Origin of the sequence: Gottfriedia sp. NPDC058432 (assembly GCF_042721555.1) — a bacterium.
Taxonomy (GTDB): Bacteria; Bacillota; Bacilli; order Bacillales; family Bacillaceae_G; genus Gottfriedia.
Genome location: NZ_JBHXLC010000011.1, coordinates 41,716 through 62,196, shown reverse-complemented (window position 1 = coordinate 62,196; position 20,481 = coordinate 41,716). Strand labels below are relative to the sequence as shown.

Sequence of the window (20,481 nt, the reverse complement as noted above, 5' to 3'; positions counted from 1 at the left end):
AAATAGATTTACTGCTAACTTTTATTTTAATAATCTTTTCCCATTATTGAAGGCAAAGTAATCAAATTACTTTTGTTTCGATAATGGGTTTTTTCTATCGTATAACAATAGATTTATGGGTATAAATTTACTTCAGCACAACTTTGTAACCTTTATCTTACATCTATTGTTCCCAATCTCTAAACAGAATGTAAGCGGTTTATAATATGATAAAAACAGGAGGTAAAGCCAATGATCATTGAGAAACGCCCCGCAATACTATTGGACCACTTACTTAATTTAAATCATACGACAATGAATCAGGTAATGAATTCTACGCAGTTAACAAGAAGGCAGGTTTCATATGATTTGGACAAAATTAATTACTGGTTAAAAGTAAAAGGATTGCCTCCCATTGAGTACAAAGGTATTCATTACATTAAAATGCCAGAAGATGTTACTCAGTTTTTTAAAGAACAAAAAAACAAAGAATTAAAGAAAGATTTTATTTTTACAGAAGAAGAGCGTCAAATAGTAATCTACTTGTATTTAATTATCCGTAAGGAATCAATTTCAACAGCTCATTTAACTCAACTATTGGGAGTTAGTAAAAATACAACAATCTCCGATGTGAAAAAGTTAAATGAAATAATCGGTACTCAGTTAGTAAAAATTGAATACTCAAGACAAAATGGTTATCACTTAGAAGGCACAGAATTTGATAAGAGAGTTTTACTTATGCAATTCCTATCTCGGCTTTTACAAATACCATATGGTGAAAAAATTATAAATTATATTTTAAAGGATCGAGATAGACTTTATGAATTCGTTGATATGCATAATGTGCTAATACAAATTGAAAAAGATTTCAATCTTCAATTTGTAGAGGAACGTTTAAAGCAGTTTGTTTACTTTCTTATTTATTATTTTTATCGCCAGACAGAAAAAAAGTTTGTTTTATTTCATCCTGATGAAATCCAAATTCTAAAGCAAGATTCAATGTGGTTAATAGCAGAGAAGATTAGTCAACTTCTTCAAATTGATGGAAATGATCCAGAAATTTGTTATCTTACAATTCAATTATTAGGTTTATCTTTAGGGAGAAACCAAGTTCAAGATGATGATCGTGGCTTACTTTTTAAGCTATGTGAACAATTAGTGTTCGACTTTGAATCAAAGGCTTGTATTGCTTTTGAGAAAAAGAATGAAGTAGTTAGTACATTGTATCAACATTTAAAACCAGCTTATTTTCGCATGAAATATAGAATTCCTATTTTTAATCCTCTACTTTCTCAAATTATGAATGAGCATAAAGAACTTTTTACAATTGTAAAAGAATTGCTTTCTCCAATCGGTACTCTTTTAAGTATCACGATACCCGAGGAGGAAATTGGCTATATTACGATTCACTTTGGTGCACTTTTAGAGAAACCCAAAAAGGTTCTTCCGCAAAAGAAACGTGCAATCGTTGTTTGTCCAAGTGGAATTAGTTCCTCATTAATGGTCAAGCACCAACTTGAGGCACTTTTTTCTGAAATTATCGTAGAGAAAATATTATCATTACAGGAATTTAAAGAAGGAAATTTCAATGAATATGATCTAATGTTTTCCACAGTTGATTTAGAAACAAAGATACCATGTTTTAGAGTTAAACCAATTATGACACCGAGTGAAAAAAATAGCATTGTCAATGAAGTTTACCAGTATTTATTTGGGATTCAATATTATGATCTTTCAATGAATGAACTAATTCAAACGATTGAAAAGTATGCGAATGTTTACGACGAAGTGGGGTTGAAAGCTGCTTTAAGTCAAATTACTTTTCATAAAAAAGTAGATATATCTAGGAGGAGACAACCTGTGTTACAAGATCTATTAAAAGAGGAAACAATTCAAATGATTAATCATCTTTCAAATTGGGAAGATGCCATAAAAGTTGTGGCCGATCCATTGTTAAAGAATGGAGCAATTAATAGGTCATATGTAGATGCGATGCTAGAAAATATAAAAACGATGGGGCCGTATGTAGTAATAGGTCCTGAGGTTGCCATTCCACATGCTCGACCAGAAATGGGAGTAAACAAAGTAGGAATGAGTTTTTTAAAACTGAACAAGCCAGTATTCTTTTTAAATGATGAAAAGTATCCTGTTCGACTATTGTTTTGTATTGCAGCAATAGACAATAAAACACATCTGAAAGCTCTTTCGCAGCTGACAAAGTTACTTAGTGAAAAAGAGAATATTGAACTTCTGAAGGAAGCAGAATCTTCAAATGTATTAGTGGAATTATTTGAACACTATTCAGCAGTTAATTGATCTTCAAGTTTAATAGATTAGTTGAAAAAAATGGAGGGGTACGTTATGAAAATTTTAGCAGTATGTGGCTCAGGATTAGGAAGTAGCTTTATGTTAGAGATGAATATTGTTCAAATATTAAATGAGTTAGGAGTAAGTGGGATTGAAGTAGAACATTCAGATCTTAGTTCTGCTACGCCTGACTCAGCAGATGTTTTTATCGCGGCAAAGGACATAGCAGAAGGTATGGGGCATTTAGGTGAGGTTGTTGTGATTGATAGCATTATCGATATGGATGGTCTTCGTACGAAGTTAACACAAGTTCTTCAATCAAAAGGCTTATTTTAAATTTTAGGATTAATTTACATCAAATATTATTTATAGGAGGTTTTGTTCGTGGAAGCAAGGTTTCTGAAATTAATTATGGATGTATTAAGTCAACCGGCAGTTTTAGTAGCACTAATTTCACTTGTTGGACTTATTATTCAGAAAAAGCCTACAAGCGAGATTATTAAAGGGACAACTAAAACTTTTTTAGGATTTATCGTAATTTCTGCCGGGGCTGGAATTGTCGTGGGCTCACTAGACCCTTTTGGTAAGATGTTTCAAGAAGCGTTTCATGTTTCAGGTGTAGTTCCAAATAATGAAGCAATCGTAGCAATGGCACTATCAAAATATGGTTCATTCACTGCCTATATTATGTTCTTTGGTATGGTTGCAAACATTATTATTGCTCGATTTACTAGACTAAAATATATATTTTTAACAGGTCACCATACATTATATATGGCTTGTATGCTAGCTGTTATTTTAGTAGTTTCAGGATTAAAAGGTGTCCCACTTGTAATCGTTGGTTCACTAGCACTTGGTTTAATTATGGCTGTTTTCCCAGCTTTAAGCCAACCGTTTATGAGAAAAATTACAGGTAACGATAATGTAGGATTTGGACATTTTTCAAGTTTAGGTTATGTTCTTTCCGGTTTAGTTGGAAAGGTAGTCGGCAAAGGATCACGATCGACAGAAGAGATAAAATTTCCAAAAGGATTAGGATTTTTACGTGATAGTTCCGTTACGATTGCGTTAACAATGACAATTATATACCTTGTTATAGCACTTTTTGCTGGTCCTACTTATATAGAGAAGGAACTAAGTGGGGGAACTCATTATCTTGTTTATTCATTAATTCAATCAGTTACTTTTGCTGCGGGTGTCTTTATTATCTTATCTGGTGTGCGACTTGTTTTGGCTGAAATTGTACCAGCATTTAAAGGGATATCAAATAAATTAGTTCCTAATTCAAAACCTGCACTTGATTGTCCTATTGTTTTCCCATATGCACCAAATGCAGTTTTAATTGGTTTCTTTTGTAGCTTTCTCGGAGGAATTGTAGGAATGGTTTTCCTTGGTCTAACAGGATCTATTATCATTTTACCAGGGGTTGTTCCCCACTTCTTTACTGGAGCTACAGCTGGTGTATTCGGTAATTCTACTGGGGGGATACGAGGAGCAACGATTGGATCATTCGCAAATGGTTTGTTAATTACGTTCTTGCCTGTCTTTTTATTACCAGTTCTAGGTGACTTAGGATTTGCAAGTACGACATTCTCTGATGCAGACTTTGCTACATCAGGTATCATTTTAGGGCATATTGCTAAGTCATTTGGAGCAACCGGTGTAACGGTAACAGTAGTAGGTTTAGTTGCAATAGCTGTGTTGTTTGGATTATTCAAAAAAGATCGTAACAACAGTAAATCTGCAAACATCGAGGCTTAATTAATATGTCACAATACGAATCTACTAAGATCTAAAATGAGCTAAATTATGAAAATGATGTATGTTGTATTTTATTGATTAAAGGAGGATTTCGATTGAAATTCAATCTTCAAAAAATAGAAGCATTTCGTGACGAAATTCGCTATCTAACTTTAAAAGAACTATATAATCTTGGTTTTGGACATTATGGTGGAAGCTTATCAATTATTGAGACTTTAGCAGTTTTATATGGTGAAGTGATGAAGGTCGATCCCAAAAACCCTTCATGGCAGGAAAGAGATTACTTTATACTATCAAAGGGTCATGGTGGACCTGGACTATACGCAACATTGGCTTTAAAGGGATATTTTCCTGAAGAGGTTTTATACACTTTAAATCAAAATGGGACTACACTCCCTTCCCATCCCGATCGAAATTTAACGCCTGGTATTGATATGACAACAGGATCTTTAGGACAGGGTATATCAGCAGCAGTTGGAGTGGCTTTGTCTCATAAACTTTCTGAAATGGATAATTATACTTATTGCATAGTAGGTGATGGAGAGCTTAATGAAGGGCAGTGTTGGGAGGCACTTCAATTTGCTGCGCACCATAAATTAAACAACTTATTTGTTTTTGTTGATGACAATAAAAAACAGCTTGATGGGTTAACTAAGGATATTATTGATCCATTTGATTTTGTAGAAAAATTTAAGGCTTTTGGTTTTTACACATTAAAAGTCGATGGAAAATCAATTGAACAAATTTATGCCTCGATTATGAAGGGGAAATTTCAGAGCGACAAACCAATTGCAATTATTTTAGATACGGTTAAAGGTCAAGGTGTTAAATATTTAGAAGAGAAAGCTGATAACCATCATATACGGCCCAACCAAGCGGATGAAGAAGCTATTTTAGGAGCAATTACTGAACTAGGAAATAAACTAGGAAGGGTCGTGAATTCATGATTCAAACACCATTTAAGAGTTATGAATTAGATCGTATAGAAATGAGACAAATGTATGCCAATACACTACTTGAAATGGCGCAGAAAAATCCAAATGTAATTGCCCTAGAAGCTGATTTAATGAGTGCAATTACTACAAGTAAAATTATTGGTGAAATACCAAAACAATTAATAAATTGTGGGATTATGGAAGCGAATATGATGGGAGTAGCTTCTGGTCTATCACTCACTGGAAAAATTCCTTATGTTCATACATTTGCGCAATTTGCTACTCGTCGAGCGTTTGATCAATTGTTCGTTTCAGGTGCATATGCAAGATTGAATATAAAAATATTAGGTTCTGATTCGGGGGTTACTGCAGAGCATAATGGTGGGACACATATGGCATTTGAAGACTTAGGACTTGCTCGTTTAATTCCAAATGCAAATGTATATGAAGCAAGTGACGCCAATCAACTTGGGTGCTTACTCCGCAAAGTTGAGAAGGAATACGGGATTCATTATATCCGAACAATTCGTAAAAAAGCTGTCAAACTTTATGATGAAAACGAAACATTTGAATCCGGTAAAGGTAAGGTCCTTCGAAATGGTGAAGATGTAACAATCATTGCAAGTGGCATTATGGTCGCTGAATCGTTGAAGGCTGCTGACATACTTCAGGGAAAAGGAATTGAAACAAGTGTAATCGATATGTTTTCAATAAAGCCAATAGATAAAGACTTAATCGTAAAATATGCTAACAAAACAAGGGCAATTGTCACGGCTGAAAATCATAATGTTATAGGCGGTTTAGGTAGTGCGGTAGCAGAAGTATTAAGTGAGCATTGTCCAACTAAAATGAGACGAATCGGGATTAAAGAACAATTTGGGCAAGTTGGCAAGGAAGACTATTTAAAGGAATTTTATAAGTTAACGGCAAATGACATTGTTAAGAATGTAGAGGAATTAAAAAACTAGAAAAAGTTATCAATTTTAGGAAGTTGTTTTTACAGCTTCTTTTTTTTACATATTAAGAATTTATAAATTGAGAGCGGAGAAGAAAGATTAATTGTTAAAGAAAATTTAAATGTTATGAATGACTTACTTAATTTAATAGAAAGATAGAAAAACCACCTAATTTAAATAGGTGGCTTTTTGTTTTTTATTAGTTGCTGTTAGGATCAGTGTCGTCGTAGTATTTACCATCACCAGTTTGAGCATTAAATGTCCAATCAACTTTTAGCTTGTCCCCTTGGAATTGGTTTTGGTCTTTTCCATTATCAACAAACTCGAATAATACAAAAATCTTTTCTTTTTGTCCTGCTGCAATGCCATCTGGATCTTTTGTACTACCTACAAATTGATTAATTGCCGTTAAATCAGGAGTTTGATTTTGTAAGTCATATAATGTAGTTTCAACGATTTCATTTGTAGCACTGCTTGTGTTGTACATAATTGTTACTTTAATATGCTTAGCAAGGTCTTCTGTGTTATTATTTTTTGCGTCCTCAACTTGATATTTAGTGTTTAATAAAACTTTGTTAATATCTAGAGTTCCATTGTTTTCTAATGTAAATTCACGATATACTTCATCACCAGGTTTTAAATTGCTTATGTTAACAACAGCATTAGGGTTCATCCCTAAGTCTAATGTACCTGCTGCAAATGTATTATCAGTTTTAACTGTATCGCTGAAATATGCAAAAGTACCTCCACTAATTAATGACAAACCGACTGCTCCACTCATTACAACTTGACCAATTCTCTTAGTAAAACTCATTTCATTTCCCCCTTAAGGTTTATTTATTAAACTCTTAAGCTTTTATTTTGTACTTAAGAGATCTAACCAACTTCATCCTGCAGTTTTTTGTTCAAACTCTTTTCTTAATTGGAATAAATTGCGTAGCGCTGAAAGAGTTAAAAGGATACCTGGAACAATTAACAATAGTGCTGATCCAGCTTTTGAGCTTACAAAATTTAATGCATAGCCAACATATGGAACCGTGAAATTAGAATATTTTCCTACAATATTCTGAGGATACACAGTCCATAAGTCTTGGGCGTTATTGTTATCACCCTTTGTTTTATATGAAGTTTCACCATTTTTATGATGGACGGCAGCTATTCTGTGGGTGATCAACTTATTGTCCATTTGAAAGGTAACAATGTCGCCTTTTTGATATGATGATGGATTTGCACCTAGCTTAACAGCAATTATTGAACCAGTATGAAATGTAGGTTCCATTGATCCAGATAAAACAGCTTTTAATTGATAGCCTAAAATGGTAGAATCTCCACCTGTAAACCTTGATGAAATCACAATAAAAGCTAAGAAACACAAGATGACAATAGAAATACTTTTAAAAATAGTACCTACAATTGATAAAATTTTCTTCAACATGAGAGATCACCTATTCGTTTGGAATTTATTTACTGAATTATTAGAAATTTAATCTGACTTTGTATCCGTATTGGTACGATCAGAATCCTGGTTCGGAATTGAATCGGTATCGGAATGATTAGAATCCCGGCTCAGAGATGAATCTGTATCGGAATGATTAGAATCCCGGCTCAGAGATGAATCTGTATCGGAATAATTAGAATCCCGGCTGGGAGATGAATCTGTATTGGAATGATTAGAATCCTGGCTCTGGGTCGATTCGGAATTAGAATCTTTAGAATCCTGACTCGGTATTGAATCTGTATCTGAACTATCAGAACTTTGGCTCTGACTTGCACCTGTAGAATTTTTAGGTTCATTAATATCGTTATTAATCTTTTCATTACTTTCATTGAGCTGGGTTTGAATTGTAGATTTAATTGACGCTATCTTTTGTAGATTAATTGACTCATTTAATTGGTGGATTAGTTGGTTAACAACCTGATAGCCTTTTCTCTCGTATTCATAGTTACTTTGTTCAGTTTCTGGAAGTTCATGAATTTGATTGTGATAAGAGTTCAACTGCTCTTGAATACTTTGTAAACTCTTAATCTCATTATTTATTTCATGTTCCTCATTGAGAACAGTAGTAAGTAAATTTGATAATTCAGTGTCTGTACCAGTAATAGATATCTTCATGATCGAATCATATAATTGATTAGCTCTTGTTGAATGATTTTTTGCGGCTAGTTCTAGTTGTTGGATTGTTTTAGGAAACACAATGGCTGCTGAAACGACTTGTTCTGAAGATGCTTGACTAGAAAAGGTTGCCTCCGTTTGACCAACTGTTTGCATTGCCAAGTAAAATTGAATAGAACATAAACTTACGATAATGGAGACTTTTTTCCTTGCTTGTTTCAAATTTTCACTCCTTTGCAAAAGCCCTGTTGAAATTCATTATTGCTCAGTTGTCAGAAAATTGAAACCGGGTTATTTTTGAGTCGATTTATGGTAGTTTTTTGTCAGAATTAGTCATTTTTAGGATGAAAAGCTGTAAAACCACTATAAAAAGAACCCGGGTTTGACGTATTGATTTAATTTCGAATATTCTCAATAATGAAAATTGCAGTCACAACAAAATTAAATAAGGGGTGAAAGTTTTGAAAATGAAAAAAGAGAAAAGAATGAGAAAAAAAGCAATACCAGCAGTAATGGCATTAACTGTGGCTTTTAGTGGGGGATTAACAACTTTACCTTCATTTGTAAATGTAAAAGCTAGTGCAGCTACAGTAAATCAAGCTTTAAGTAAGGAAGAGGTAGTAAAAGCGTACCTGAATTCAAAGGTAAAAAGTCTTGCAAGATCAGCTTCTCCATGGGAACAATTTAAGATTGTTAGTGAAGAAGCTAACAGTGTGACTGATACTTACCATGTAAGAACAATTGAACAATATAAAGGAATTCCAATTTATGGTTCAGGACAAACTGTAGCATTAGACACAAATAACAATGTATATGCATCATTTGGTGATGTAAATCAAACATTATCTCGCGCAATTATTCCGACTGAAGCTACAATTTCTGAGGACGATGCTGTAGCAACTGCGAAAGAAAGTATTGATTCACAAATCGGAGTTGTTAAAAATTATGATGGAATTGATACACAATTAACGATCTATCCATATGAAGGGAAGTATCACTTAGCGTATTTAGTTAAGGCTTCAACTTCTGTTCCAGCACCAGGATATTTCCATTATTTTGTAGACGCTACAAGTGGTGAAATCATTAATAGCTTTAATGCAATTGATAATATTGATGTGTCAAAGCTTACAGTTACTACTGGAAAGGGCTTGGACGTATTTGGTAAAATGCAAACTTTCCCAGTTGGAAAAGACGCATCAACTGGTTCTAGCTATTTATATGGTGGATCAGTTACTGGTTCTACAACAAAACCTACTATCGTACCACTAGCAACATTTGATGCTCATCGCATGCCTGAAAATTCATTTATCATTTTATCAGCACTTTTAGGATTTACTGGCTTTGAAGTAACAACAAATAGCCCAACTAACTTCTTCTATGATCCTGCTGCAGTATCAGCTCATGTTAATGCTGATAAAGTAAACAAATATTATCAAAATGTATTCAAACGTAACAGTTTAGATGATAAAGGTATGGCTTTAATTAGTACAGTTCACGTTGGAGCAAAATGGAATAATGCAGCATGGAATGGAAAACAAATGTTATACGGAGATGGCGATGGTGTTGTTTTAGGCGCACTTTCTGGTGGATTAGATGTAATCGGACATGAAATGACACATGGTGTGATTGAAAAGTCTGGACTTGATTTAACATATCAAGGAGAGTCTGGAGCACTTAATGAGTCATTAGCAGACATCTTTGGAACATTCGTTCAAATCTATACAACAAAAGTAAACGAGTGGGAAATGGGTGAAGATGTTTACACTCCAACTAAACCAGGTGACGGTGGTCTACGTTCATTAAGCGACCCAGGTTCAGTACGTGTAAGCACGAAATATATGCCTTCAGGTTACTATCCAGATACTTATCAAGATCGATATTTAGGTACTGAAGATAATGGTGGAGTGCATATTAATAGTGGTATTAACAACAAAGCTGCATATTTAATTACTCAAGGTGGTACAAATAATGGCTATACGATCACTGGAGTTGGTGTAAATAATGGACAAAAAATTTACTACCAAGCTTTAAAATATCTAACAGCTGATTCTAACTTTAAAGAAATGAGAGCAGCAGTAATTCAGGCATCACGTGATTTCTTCCCTGATAAAAATGGAGTACCTTCTGCTCAAACGAAGGCTGTTATGGATGCATATACTTCTGTAGGTGTTTACGAATAATAAAATTAAACCATGAACTAGTTTGCCTGTTCATGGTTTTCTTATTTTCTGTTAAATTTTTCCTATGTTTTTTAAAATGAATACTAAGTAATAATTATTAATTTTACATTAAATTATCCTCATAAATTGTGTGAATAGCATGATGGAAACTAAGTTGAACTATTGTATATTTAGTATAAGTTTTAGGATAGGAGGAGCAATCAATGATCGAAGGGGAAGTTATAAAATTTTATCGTACTAAAGCTGGACTAACTCAAGAAGAACTAGGAAAAGGAATCTGTTCTTCCAAGCACGTAGGAAAAATAGAAAGAGGGAATACATCCTACTCATCTGAGATTATTACCTTGTTTTCTGAACGATTACAAATTGATATTCGAAAAGAAATTGCTAACTTTGAAAATCTTGAAAATAAACTACTAAACTGGCAGACAGCAATAATTAAACTAAGAATGAAGGAAATTGATTCATATAAAAAAGAGTTAGAAGAAAGCCCTTTTATTAATTCTCCAAAATATGATGCTTGGTATCAATTGCTACTAGCAAGATATTATCTCTTAATGAATGACTATAAAAACACTTATACAATTGTTCTAAATATACAAAGAAACTATAAAGACCTACCTCCTTTTGAAAGAAATCTTCTTTTGCATGTAATTGGAATTTATTATTTAAATAATTACAATAATTCAAGTACAGAGAATCATCATAAAGCAATACAAACTTTAAAGAAGATTGATATAAACGAGTACGGTAATCCAGAATACTACTATCATTTAGCAGTAGCATATGGATGGGTCGATTCTAAGGTAATGGCTTATGTATATGCAGAAAAATCGCTTAAATATTTTAAAGATACAAGTAATTATTTACGTGCCATAAATGCTGAATCAATTATGCTTTTACAATCAAGCAACGATGGGCACTTAGACTTTAAAAAATTGAAACAATCATACAAAAATCTGATTCATGATAGTGAAACGCTCAATGCACCAGATAAAACAGGGATGTTGTTAAATAATTTTGCTTTGGAATATTTTAAAAGAAAAGATTATGAAAAAGCGCAAAAGTATTATAAAGCAGCATTACAATTGGAAAAAAAGCCAACGGTAATTTATCTTCAACGACTGAATAATTATCTTAAAAGCTCATTTGAAGGTAAATTAATGCGCAAATCTGCCTTATTAAATAGTGCCCAAAAAGGTCTAACAATCGCAAAAAATTTAAAGAATCAACATTATCAAATCCTTTTTACATTACTAATCTATTCGATAGAAAATAAAACGGAAGAATATATACAGTACATAGAAAAAACTGCTTTTCCATATTTTAAGTCACGCAATCATACTATATTCATGAAACGATATGGTAAGGAGTTGTATGATTATTATGTGGAAGAAAAAGAGTTTGAGAAGGCAGTCGAAATGTCTAACTTCTTAATAGGTGTTATTAAAATACATAACTAAAGGACTGTTGTTGGACAGTTCTTTTATTATTTATGTTTTCAAATTAAAGAAGTAGTGTAAAAGTAAAAAAGTTCCATAAAGGAACTTTTTTTGGGTTTTTATTATGTTGAAATAATAATATTAAAAATAGGGACAAATCTTACTATTTCTAACACAATTCTATTATGTTTGACTCTTTTCGAAATGGTTGTTGTTTATAAACCGATCATTTTTAAAGCACAGAGTAAATAAAGAAGCTGATCAGAAACAAGGTGTGGGGTTTCTGTAGGAGTATCAGAAAAAGTGAAAATTTGAGATGCCTCCTAAAGTAAATTCAACTAGACATCTCTAAAACGGCAACAAGATTTACGAAAACAGCCATTATAACTATATATTAATTTTATGTTTAAAATTAAAGAAATGTATGGGGGACAAACTATATTACAAAACTTTTTTTATTCACGTTATAAAAAATCCGCATTTTGCCAATGAAAAATAGAAAAAGGATATTAAAATTAAAATATGATATGATTTTTTAAATAATTGTACTAATTATAAAGAATGGGGATAAATTATGATTCGAATTTTAATTGTGGATGATGATTCTCATATAAGAGAGTTACTGAAAATGTATTTACAAACTGAAGGCTATACGACATTTGAAGCGGCTAATGGAGATGAAGCTTCTAGATTGCTTGAAAATCAACAAATTAATTTAGCGATTGTAGATATAATGATGCCAGGTAAAGATGGTTACCAGCTTTGTGAGGAAATAAGAGAGTATTATGATTTTCCGGTAATATTGTTAACTGCAAAAAGCGAGCTTTCTGATAAAGAAAAAGGGTTTGCAGTAGGCACAGATGATTATTTGACCAAGCCCTTTGAACCAAAAGAAATACTTTTCCGGATTAAGGCATTGCTAAGAAGATACAATATGATTAGTGCTCAAAAAATAAAACTGAACGAAACGGTTATCGATCGAAAAAGCTATGAAGTTTACTGTAATGGAAAATTACTTATGCTTCCAATGAAGGAATTTGAATTATTATCTCAATTGGCAAGTTATCCGGATCGAATATTTACTCGTGATGAGTTGATCCAATTAATTTGGGGTGCTGATTTTGAGGGTGATGATCGAACAATAAATGTTCATATTAAACGTTTACGTGAAAGATTTTCTACTTTAACGGATGACTTTAGTATAAAAACTGTTAGAGGTGTTGGTTATAAATTGGAGGTCACCAGAAAGTGAAAACTTTATACATAAGAATTGTTCTTACAATCCTCGGTGTTATGATTTTTAGCAGTTTATTGGCTTTCTTTTTTTCAAATGTGTATTACCACTATAATCTAAAGCCTTATAATGATAAAAAATTAACTAAAATGGCTTTAGATGTTGGTACTTTTTATGAAAAAAATAATGATATCGAATTAAGCAATTACTTAAAAAGTATTAGTAAATTAGGTTATCAAATTTTATTAGTAGATCCTCAAGGAAAACAATCCTTTTATGGAGGGTCTTTTAGAGAAAAGAAATTTGATCGTAAAGTAATTGATTCGGTTTTAAATGGAAATGTATATCATGGTATTGCCGAATTTCCAACATCATTATTTGTGACTGGTTTTTTTGATAATACATTGAGTAATACAGTTGGTGTTCCTATAAAATCGAGTACTAATCATTTGGCTCTTTTTATGCGACCAAATGTACAGCTTCAATTTGGTGAATTGCGTATACTCTTTTCCATACTCCTTTTACTGACAATCGTATTAAGTATTATATTCGTTTTAGTTAGTACAAGATATATTGTTAAACCGATTATTAAATTAACTGAAGCAACTAAAAAGATTGCAGAAGGAAAATATAATGTTCAATTGCAAATTAAACGCCAAGACGAAATAGGAAAACTTGCTAATCACTTTTCGCATATGTCACAAAAATTAGGACAAATTGAGGCGATGCGTCAGGAGTTTGTTTCAAATGTATCTCATGAAATCCAATCACCACTTGCATCGATACAAGGTTTTTCGCAGTCACTTCAAACTGAAAAATTAACCGAAGAGCAAAAGAATCATTATTTATCGATCATAGAGGAAGAAAGTAAAAGAATGTCCTTGTTAAGTAAACAATTATTAACGTTAGCCTCATTAGATAAGGAAGAAAGTATATTGCAAAAAACAACATTTGATGTTGCCGAACAAATTAAACAAGTGGTTTTTACAACTGAATGGAGTTGGAGAAACAAAGACTTGGCCATTGATTTGGAATTACCTCAAACTCTTGTGTATGCTGATAAGAATCTACTGCATCAAGTTTGGACAAATCTAATGACGAATAGCATAAAATTTAATCATGAAGGTGGATCCATCTCAATAAAACTGAGTAGTAAAGAAGAGTATGTTCAAATTGAATTTCAAGATACTGGAATTGGCATTTCCGAAAATGATTTACAACAAATATTTAATCGATTTTTTATTGCTGATAAAGCAAGGAATCGAAAGGAATCCAGTAGTGGCTTAGGTTTAGCGATTGTTAAACAAATTATTGAATTACATAATGGCCACATAGAAGTAAGTAGTAAAGTAGGCGAAGGAACCAAATTTCATCTAACTATACCTAATATTAATGAGTTCTGATTTATATTTGTAATCGACTGTTCACCTGTTGTTCATCTAACATTCCTATACTTTAAATTACAAAGAGTGATTCTACTTTTTACACTCTTTAAAATTTAGTATGTTAAAGGAGATGAATGACAGGTGTTTCTTGCATTAAGGGAGTTTAAACACGCAAAGTTACGTTTTTTATTAATTAGTCTAATCATGATCCTTATATCATTCCTAGTATTATTCGTTTCAGGATTAGCGAAAGGATTATCTTTTGATAATGCTTCTTCTATTGATAGTATGGCCTCAAACTATTTTGTTTTACAAAAAGAATCAGGTAAACAAATTAATCATTCAATGTTAACAGAAAGTCAAATAAATGAAGTTCAGAAGTTTGTTGATGAGAAAAATTCTACTACTTTAGGAGTTCAAATGACTACGTTTCTAAAGGATGGAACATCTAAAAAAATTGATGCTACCTTATTTGGAATTGATGTGAATGGTTTAGCGGCACCAAAGGTAATAGAAGGTGACATGATTAATAATTCAACAAAGAATGAAGTTGTAGGAGATATTTCTTTAAAAGAAAAAGGAATCAAGCTTGGTGACAAGATTTCTGATCAAATCTCGGGAAAAGATTTTAAAATTGTTGGATTTACTGAGAACCAATCATATAGTCACGCACCGGTGATTCATATGAATTACAAAGAGTGGTCTATGGTGAATAACAAGAATTCATTTAATGCAATTGCGTTAAAAACGAACGCAAGTACTGCAAAAAAGGTAAATGAAAAAGTCTCAGGAGTAGAAGTAATTAATAAAAGCCAAGCATTAAAAGGCATACCTGGTTATAAAGAAGAACAGGGCTCTTTACTAATGATGATTGTATTTCTATTCTTTATCGGAGCATTTGTGTTAGCAGTCTTTTTCTATATCATTACGATTCAAAAAATAAATCAATTTGGCGTGCTAAAAGCAATTGGTTCAAAAACTAGTTATTTGGCTAAGAATATTATTTTTCAAGTTTTAACACTTACACTTTTAAGTCTAATTATAAGTATTTCAATCACATTTGGATTATCTAAAGTATTACCAGCAAGCTTACCTTTTGTATTTGATGCTCAGTTAATCATTGGAAGTTCATTATTATTCTTAATTGTAGCAATTGTTGGCTCATTAATTTCTTTATTAAAAGTAGTAAAAATTGATGCGATTGAAGCGATTGGGAGGGCCTTTTAATGAGTAATAAATTAGTGCTAGATAATATTAGCAAAATATATAATGACGGAGATTCTTTAGCAACAACTGTATTAGATCAAGTTTCCATTCAAGTAAAGGCTGGTGAACTAGTAGCAGTTGTAGGTCCATCAGGCTCTGGTAAAAGTACCTTCCTTTCAATAGCTGGAGCATTACTATCTCCGACTAGTGGGAAAATTTTAATTGATGATACTGATATTAGTAATCTCCCAGCAAATAAACTAAATGAATTTAGATTATCTAAAATCGGATTTATTTTTCAAATGTCTAATTTAATCCCGTATTTAACAGTTAAAGATCAGCTTCTATTAATTGCCGAATTAGCTGGAATAAAAAACAAAATTGCAGAGAAGAAAGCGAATGAACTGCTCGAACAATTAGGATTATCAAAGAGGATGAGAAACTATCCAGAAAAATTATCAGGTGGAGAGAGACAACGAGTAGCCATTGCAAGAGCACTAATGAATGATCCAGAAGTAATCTTTGCGGATGAACCTACAGCTAGTCTTGATTCTGAAAGAGGAAGATCAGTTGTTGAAATGCTATCTAAAGAAGTGAAACAAAGACAAAAAGCTGCGATAATGGTCACTCATGATAAAAGGATGCTAGATTTATGTGACCGTGTTGTTTATATTGAAAATGGAAAACTTACTGAACAAATTTAAGGAAGAGCCCGTTTTAATAAACGGGCTTTTTGATATTGCTTATGAGTAAGTTATTTTGAATCATCAAGATATTTAAGTGACTCATAAACCCGTTGTGGGTATGGAAAATTGACTACTAATTTTCTAAATAAACAAAAGAACCCGTTCAATTCGAACGGGTTCTTTTGTTATAGATGGAATCGATCTAAAAGATTAGTTTTAGCAAGATCAATTACATCATTGGCATGACCATTTAATACTGCTTTCAATGTCCATAGTGTAAATCCATGTGCTTGTTCAATACTTACTTTAGGAGGCATTGCTAATTCCTGACGGTTAACTAAAACATCTATTAATGCCGGTCCATTGTGTTCAAACGCACGTTGTACTGCGGACTCTAAATCAGCAGGATCCTCTACACGAATTCCTTCAATCCCCATCGATTGAGCTAATGACGCAAAGTTAGGGTTTTCTAAAGTTGTTCCAGTTTCTAGGTAACCAGCAGCTTTCATTTCTAATTCCACAAAACTTAGTGCGCTATTGTTAAATACAACCATTTTTATAGGTAATTTATGCTGATGGATCGTTAATAAATCACCCAATAACATTGATAATCCACCATCTCCGCATAATGCGACTACTTGACGTCCAGGTTGAGAAACTTGAGCACCAATTGCTTGAGGCATGGCATTAGCCATCGTTCCGTGATTAAATGATCCAAGTAATCTTCTTTTTCCATTCATTTGTAAATATCTTGCAGACCATAATGTTGGCGTGCCCACATCGCATGTAAAAATCGTATCTTCATTTGCAAAATCACTTACAACCTTAGTTAAATACTGAGGGTGGATCGGTGTGCGTCCAGGTTTTCCGACAGCAAATTTATCTAGATCTTCACGTACATCTTTGTATGCTGAAACATATTTTTCAAGATGGCTTGAATCTTTCACATCTGTTAAGAGTGGTAATAACTGACTTATTGTCTCTTTTACATCTCCACATAGTCCATAAGTAAGTGCAGCGCGTCGTCCTAAATGCTCAGCTCGAACATCTACTTGTAAAATAACTGCATCATCTGGATAAAATTGTCGGTATGGAAAATCTGTGCCGAGCATCAATAGTACATCACAGTCCATTATGGCATGATACCCGGATGAATAGCCGATTAAACCAGTTAAACCTGCATTATATGGATTATCGTATTCTAAGAATTCTTTACCTCTAAGCGCAATAACCATTGGAGATTTTAACTTTTCACAAAGAAGCATTAAATGAGAATGTGCACCTTCACAGCCTGCTCCGCAAAGTAAAGTAACCTTCTTACCATCATTTAGGAACCCAGCGAGTTTTTCCAATTCAGGTTTAGATGGACTAATCAGTGGATTCGTAACATGAATAACTTGTTCTGGTACAGTTTGTCGATCTTCTAGCGCAGCTATGTCTCCAGGTAATACAAGTACAGATACACCCTTTCTAGCAATTGCGTGCTGCATAGCAATCGTTGCTAGACGAGGCATTTGCTCTGCTCTATATACTGTTTCACAGAAGTGACTGCAATCTTTAAATAATTGCTCAGGTCGAGTTTGTTGAAAATATTCACTTCCAATTTCGATGCTTGGAATTTGAGCCGCAATTGCAAGTACAGGAATACGACTTCGATGACAATCGTATAATCCATTGATAAGATGAAGGTTTCCCGGTCCACTGCTTCCCGCACAAACTGCGATACTTCCACTCATAAGTGAATCGGAACCTGCAGCAAAAGCTGCAACTTCCTCATGGCGAACGCCGATCCATTCAATTCTTTTAGAGCTCTTAATTGAATCTAAAACAGCATTTAAAGAATCGCCAACAATACCATAAATTCTAGTAACCCCTGCTTGAATCAATGAATCGATCAGTAAATCTGCAATTGTTTTCCTCATTGTAATCTCCTTCTAGTTCACCATTATGGAACTAATTCTATTTGTTAAGCCTTAAGCTACAGATAAAGTTATGTTTTGCAGAACTTTAAAACGTTATACCAAAAAAAGGCAGGAAAAGTAGGAGGCATTAAGAATAAATACTTTAAAAAGTCACTGATCCTCGAATTTTTTGTCGAAAGAATCCATCTTGAAACTTACGTTTACGTAAGATTTATAATAAATCTATAGCTAGAAGGAGGAGGGCATTTTGAAGTTATATTCGATTCGAGAGATGACGAATGAATTTAATACGACTCATAGAACCCTTAGATATTATGAGGAAATCGGATTATTAATGCCTACCTATACTGAAAGTGGTAGAAGAAGGTACTCTCAACAGGATTGTACACGTCTTTATTTAATTCAAAGGGGCAAAAATTTAGGCTTTAATTTGCAAGAAATAAAAGAAATGATTGATTTATTTACGATTGATCGAACAGGTGAAAAACAATTACACAAAACAATTGAATATGGAAATCAGAAGATAATAGAGTTAGATAAAAAAATAAACGATCTAATCCAATTAAAAAAAGAAATTATTAAAATGAAGGGTAAACTTGAGCGGAATTTATTAGAGATTCAGTAAAAACACTTGGAGGGAGAAGTACATGAATTTTTATAAAGAAGATCTTAATTTACAAATAATTTTAAGAAAATATTTTAAAGAAGATTTTTTTGCATGGGCTAATGGAGAATTAGAAGAATTTGGTGAGCTTTGCGCGAAAGAGTTTGATCAGCGTGCAATACACACAGACCGAGAAGGTCAACCACGTTTAATCAAATATGATGCATATGGAAATGATATTTCACATGTTTGGGTAAATGAAGGTTATAAACAAACTGTAAAAGATACTTATAATAGAGGGATTGTTAGCTATATTCATAAGCCAATACCAGAGCTTAGTATTAAGGGGAATTACATTTATTCCTATGCCCAAGGTTATTTATTATCACAGACTGAAGCTGGTTTTTATTGTCCGGTAACATTATCAATGGCTGCTACGTTTTTAGTTGAAAGATATGCAGATGAAGCAATAAAAGAAAAATATCTCCCTCATTTACTATCGACTGGAGAAATAGAATTATATGAAGGAGCAACTTTTTTAACTGAAAGACAAGGTGGTTCAGATGTTGGAGCTAATGTAGTTAAAGCAGTTAAAGAAGGAGATTATTATCGCATTTATGGAGAAAAATATTTTGCTAGTAATGCAGGTCAATGTGGGATTACAACGATTTTAGCAAGAATTGAGGGAGCTCCTTCTGGGAGTAAGGGGTTAAGTTTATTTTTAGTGCCTTGGAAGAATGATGATGGTACAAATAATGGATTCACGATTCGTCGCTTAAAAGATAAGCTAGGTGTAAGAGCGGTTCCGTCAGGAGAAGTTGAATTTAATGGAGCGAAAGCATTTCTAATCGGAGATCCTTCCAGAGGAATTAACTACATGATGGAAGCATTGAATTTATCTAGAATATGTAATGCTGTAGCTTCTGTTGGAATTATGAGAAGAGCCTATGTGGAAGCGAAAAAATATGCTGAAAATAGACCGGCATTTGGACAAATATTAACGAATTTTCCAATGATACAAGAGACATTAGCAAAACTTGCAACCATTCAGGAAGTACAAACAAGTGCAGTATTTAATTTAGTGGCCTTATATGATCGAGTGGTTGGTAATGAAAATGGAACAACCGAAGAACAAACATTAGTAAGGATTTTGATTGCTATATTAAAAATGCGTACTGCAGAAGAAGCAATTCATTTCTCCCACGAAGCGATTGAAATGCATGGTGGAAATGGTTATATAGAAGATTTTGTTACACCTCGACTTTTAAGAGATGCTCAAGTACTTACAGTTTGGGAAGGAACAGCTAATATTTTAGGTTTAGAGATTTTGAGACTGTTTAAAAAAATGAATGGTTATCAAGTCTTTAAATCATATATTGAAGAAAAATTAGTGGAAACACCTCAAACATTAGTAGATGAAAGTGAAATCGTAAAGAAAAAGCTGGAGGAATTAAATGAAATTGTTCATTATACATTTACTTTAGATGCTAATACTCAATCATATAATGCAAAGAAAATCGCAAATAAAATGGCAGATTTAGTTGAAGCAGTTACTGCTCTTGAAGATGCGAAAGATCACATTCGAAAAGAGTATATCGCAAAAGTATTGATCCATGAACGATATTTTAAAGAGGAAATTAATAAAGAACAAATTCATTTAAAGTATTTTGCTGAAATTGTTGGCTATAAAGTTTCGATAAATAAATGATTATAAAGATACCTCGTTAGATTAAAAGCACACATATATCAGTAGTAAAGATAGTAAGGAGGT

General features: G+C 33.0%; 17 protein-coding genes. 13 read left to right on the top strand and 4 right to left on the bottom strand.

The features are described from left to right. Nucleotides 1-231: 231 nt before the first annotated feature. From ACFWM3_RS13030 to ACFWM3_RS13010, 5 genes are all read left to right on the top strand, one after another. Entirely contained in the window at nucleotides 232-2,295 is a 2,064-nt protein-coding gene (locus ACFWM3_RS13030; RefSeq protein WP_390311597.1) for a BglG family transcription antiterminator, read from the top strand. Nucleotides 2,296-2,340: 45 nt separating this feature from the next. Further along, a complete protein-coding gene (locus ACFWM3_RS13025; protein WP_056467630.1) occupies nucleotides 2,341-2,622 on the top strand; it encodes a PTS sugar transporter subunit IIB in 282 nt (93 codons plus the stop codon). A 48-nt stretch (nucleotides 2,623-2,670) separates the two neighbouring features. Continuing rightward, complete coding sequence (locus tag ACFWM3_RS13020) at nucleotides 2,671-4,047, top strand: PTS ascorbate transporter subunit IIC (protein WP_156339617.1); 1,377 nt, start codon at nucleotides 2,671-2,673, stop codon at nucleotides 4,045-4,047. Nucleotides 4,048-4,142: 95 nt separating this feature from the next. Then, complete coding sequence (locus ACFWM3_RS13015; RefSeq protein ID WP_056467627.1) at nucleotides 4,143-4,994, top strand: transketolase; 852 nt, start codon at nucleotides 4,143-4,145, stop codon at nucleotides 4,992-4,994. Then, entirely contained in the window at nucleotides 4,991-5,950 is a 960-nt protein-coding gene (locus ACFWM3_RS13010) for a transketolase family protein (protein ID WP_390311596.1), read from the top strand. Before ACFWM3_RS13015 ends, ACFWM3_RS13010 begins: the two co-directional genes overlap by 4 nt. Nucleotides 5,951-6,137: 187 nt before the next feature. On the opposite strand, the gene ACFWM3_RS13005 is transcribed toward ACFWM3_RS13010, so the two are convergent. From ACFWM3_RS13005 to ACFWM3_RS12995, 3 genes are all read right to left on the bottom strand, one after another. Continuing rightward, nucleotides 6,138-6,752: a TasA family protein gene (locus ACFWM3_RS13005; RefSeq protein WP_056467620.1), complete on the bottom strand. Its 615-nt coding sequence runs from the start codon at nucleotides 6,750-6,752 to the stop codon at nucleotides 6,138-6,140. 72 nt (nucleotides 6,753-6,824) lie between these two features. Then, the gene (gene sipW / locus ACFWM3_RS13000; RefSeq protein WP_390311595.1) at nucleotides 6,825-7,373 is read right to left on the bottom strand and encodes a signal peptidase I SipW; all 549 of its coding nucleotides are present in this window, start codon (nucleotides 7,371-7,373) and stop codon (nucleotides 6,825-6,827) included. 48 nt (nucleotides 7,374-7,421) lie between these two features. Beyond that, nucleotides 7,422-8,273, bottom strand: coding sequence for a DUF4047 domain-containing protein (locus tag ACFWM3_RS12995; protein WP_390311594.1), 852 nt, complete (start codon nucleotides 8,271-8,273; stop codon nucleotides 7,422-7,424). A gap of 263 nt (nucleotides 8,274-8,536) precedes the next feature. Between ACFWM3_RS12995 and ACFWM3_RS12990 the strand changes: the two genes are divergently transcribed. From ACFWM3_RS12990 to ACFWM3_RS12965, 6 genes are all read left to right on the top strand, one after another. After that, nucleotides 8,537-10,231, top strand: a complete 1,695-nt coding sequence (locus tag ACFWM3_RS12990; RefSeq protein WP_082459378.1) for a M4 family metallopeptidase — start codon at nucleotides 8,537-8,539, stop codon at nucleotides 10,229-10,231. A 203-nt stretch (nucleotides 10,232-10,434) separates the two neighbouring features. After that, a complete protein-coding gene (locus ACFWM3_RS12985; RefSeq protein ID WP_390311593.1) occupies nucleotides 10,435-11,694 on the top strand; it encodes a helix-turn-helix domain-containing protein in 1,260 nt (419 codons plus the stop codon). Nucleotides 11,695-12,247: 553 nt separating this feature from the next. Further along, nucleotides 12,248-12,925, top strand: coding sequence for a response regulator transcription factor (locus tag ACFWM3_RS12980; protein ID WP_390311592.1), 678 nt, complete (start codon nucleotides 12,248-12,250; stop codon nucleotides 12,923-12,925). Then, nucleotides 12,922-14,310 (top strand): sensor histidine kinase, encoded by a 1,389-nt coding sequence (locus ACFWM3_RS12975; RefSeq protein WP_390311591.1) that lies wholly within the window; start codon nucleotides 12,922-12,924, stop codon nucleotides 14,308-14,310. The genes ACFWM3_RS12980 and ACFWM3_RS12975 overlap by 4 nt, the downstream gene beginning before the upstream one ends. Nucleotides 14,311-14,433: 123 nt before the next feature. Continuing rightward, a complete protein-coding gene (locus ACFWM3_RS12970) occupies nucleotides 14,434-15,519 on the top strand; it encodes an ABC transporter permease (protein ID WP_390311590.1) in 1,086 nt (361 codons plus the stop codon). Then, entirely contained in the window at nucleotides 15,519-16,202 is a 684-nt protein-coding gene (locus tag ACFWM3_RS12965; protein ID WP_390311589.1) for an ABC transporter ATP-binding protein, read from the top strand. Before ACFWM3_RS12970 ends, ACFWM3_RS12965 begins: the two co-directional genes overlap by 1 nt. A 167-nt stretch (nucleotides 16,203-16,369) precedes the next feature. Here the strand turns inward: ACFWM3_RS12965 and poxB are convergent, their stop codons facing one another. Next, a complete protein-coding gene (gene poxB / locus ACFWM3_RS12960; protein WP_390311588.1) occupies nucleotides 16,370-18,106 on the bottom strand; it encodes a ubiquinone-dependent pyruvate dehydrogenase in 1,737 nt (578 codons plus the stop codon). 247 nt (nucleotides 18,107-18,353) lie between these two features. On the opposite strand from poxB, the gene ACFWM3_RS12955 reads away from it, so the two are divergent. After that, nucleotides 18,354-18,731, top strand: coding sequence for a MerR family transcriptional regulator (locus ACFWM3_RS12955; protein WP_390311587.1), 378 nt, complete (start codon nucleotides 18,354-18,356; stop codon nucleotides 18,729-18,731). Between the two features lie 22 nt (nucleotides 18,732-18,753). Beyond that, entirely contained in the window at nucleotides 18,754-20,418 is a 1,665-nt protein-coding gene (locus ACFWM3_RS12950; protein ID WP_390311585.1) for an acyl-CoA dehydrogenase family protein, read from the top strand. The last annotated feature ends 63 nt before the right edge of the window (nucleotides 20,419-20,481 follow it).

Bases quoted from the DNA above. Each gene is read 5' to 3' on its own strand.
- ACFWM3_RS13005 (WP_056467620.1), bottom strand. From the start codon at position 6,752: ATGAGTTTTACTAAGAGAATTGGTCAAGTTGTAATGAGTGGAGCAGTC.
- ACFWM3_RS13025 (WP_056467630.1), top strand. From the start codon at position 2,341: ATGAAAATTTTAGCAGTATGTGGCTCAGGATTAGGAAGTAGCTTTATG.
- ACFWM3_RS12980 (WP_390311592.1), top strand. From the start codon at position 12,248: ATGATTCGAATTTTAATTGTGGATGATGATTCTCATATAAGAGAGTTA.
- ACFWM3_RS12990 (WP_082459378.1), top strand. From the start codon at position 8,537: ATGAGAAAAAAAGCAATACCAGCAGTAATGGCATTAACTGTGGCTTTT.
- ACFWM3_RS12950 (WP_390311585.1), top strand. From the start codon at position 18,754: ATGAATTTTTATAAAGAAGATCTTAATTTACAAATAATTTTAAGAAAA.
- poxB (WP_390311588.1), bottom strand. From the start codon at position 18,106: ATGAGGAAAACAATTGCAGATTTACTGATCGATTCATTGATTCAAGCA.
- sipW (WP_390311595.1), bottom strand. From the start codon at position 7,373: ATGTTGAAGAAAATTTTATCAATTGTAGGTACTATTTTTAAAAGTATT.
- ACFWM3_RS13030 (WP_390311597.1), top strand. From the start codon at position 232: ATGATCATTGAGAAACGCCCCGCAATACTATTGGACCACTTACTTAAT.
- ACFWM3_RS13010 (WP_390311596.1), top strand. From the start codon at position 4,991: ATGATTCAAACACCATTTAAGAGTTATGAATTAGATCGTATAGAAATG.
- ACFWM3_RS12985 (WP_390311593.1), top strand. From the start codon at position 10,435: ATGATCGAAGGGGAAGTTATAAAATTTTATCGTACTAAAGCTGGACTA.
- ACFWM3_RS12965 (WP_390311589.1), top strand. From the start codon at position 15,519: ATGAGTAATAAATTAGTGCTAGATAATATTAGCAAAATATATAATGAC.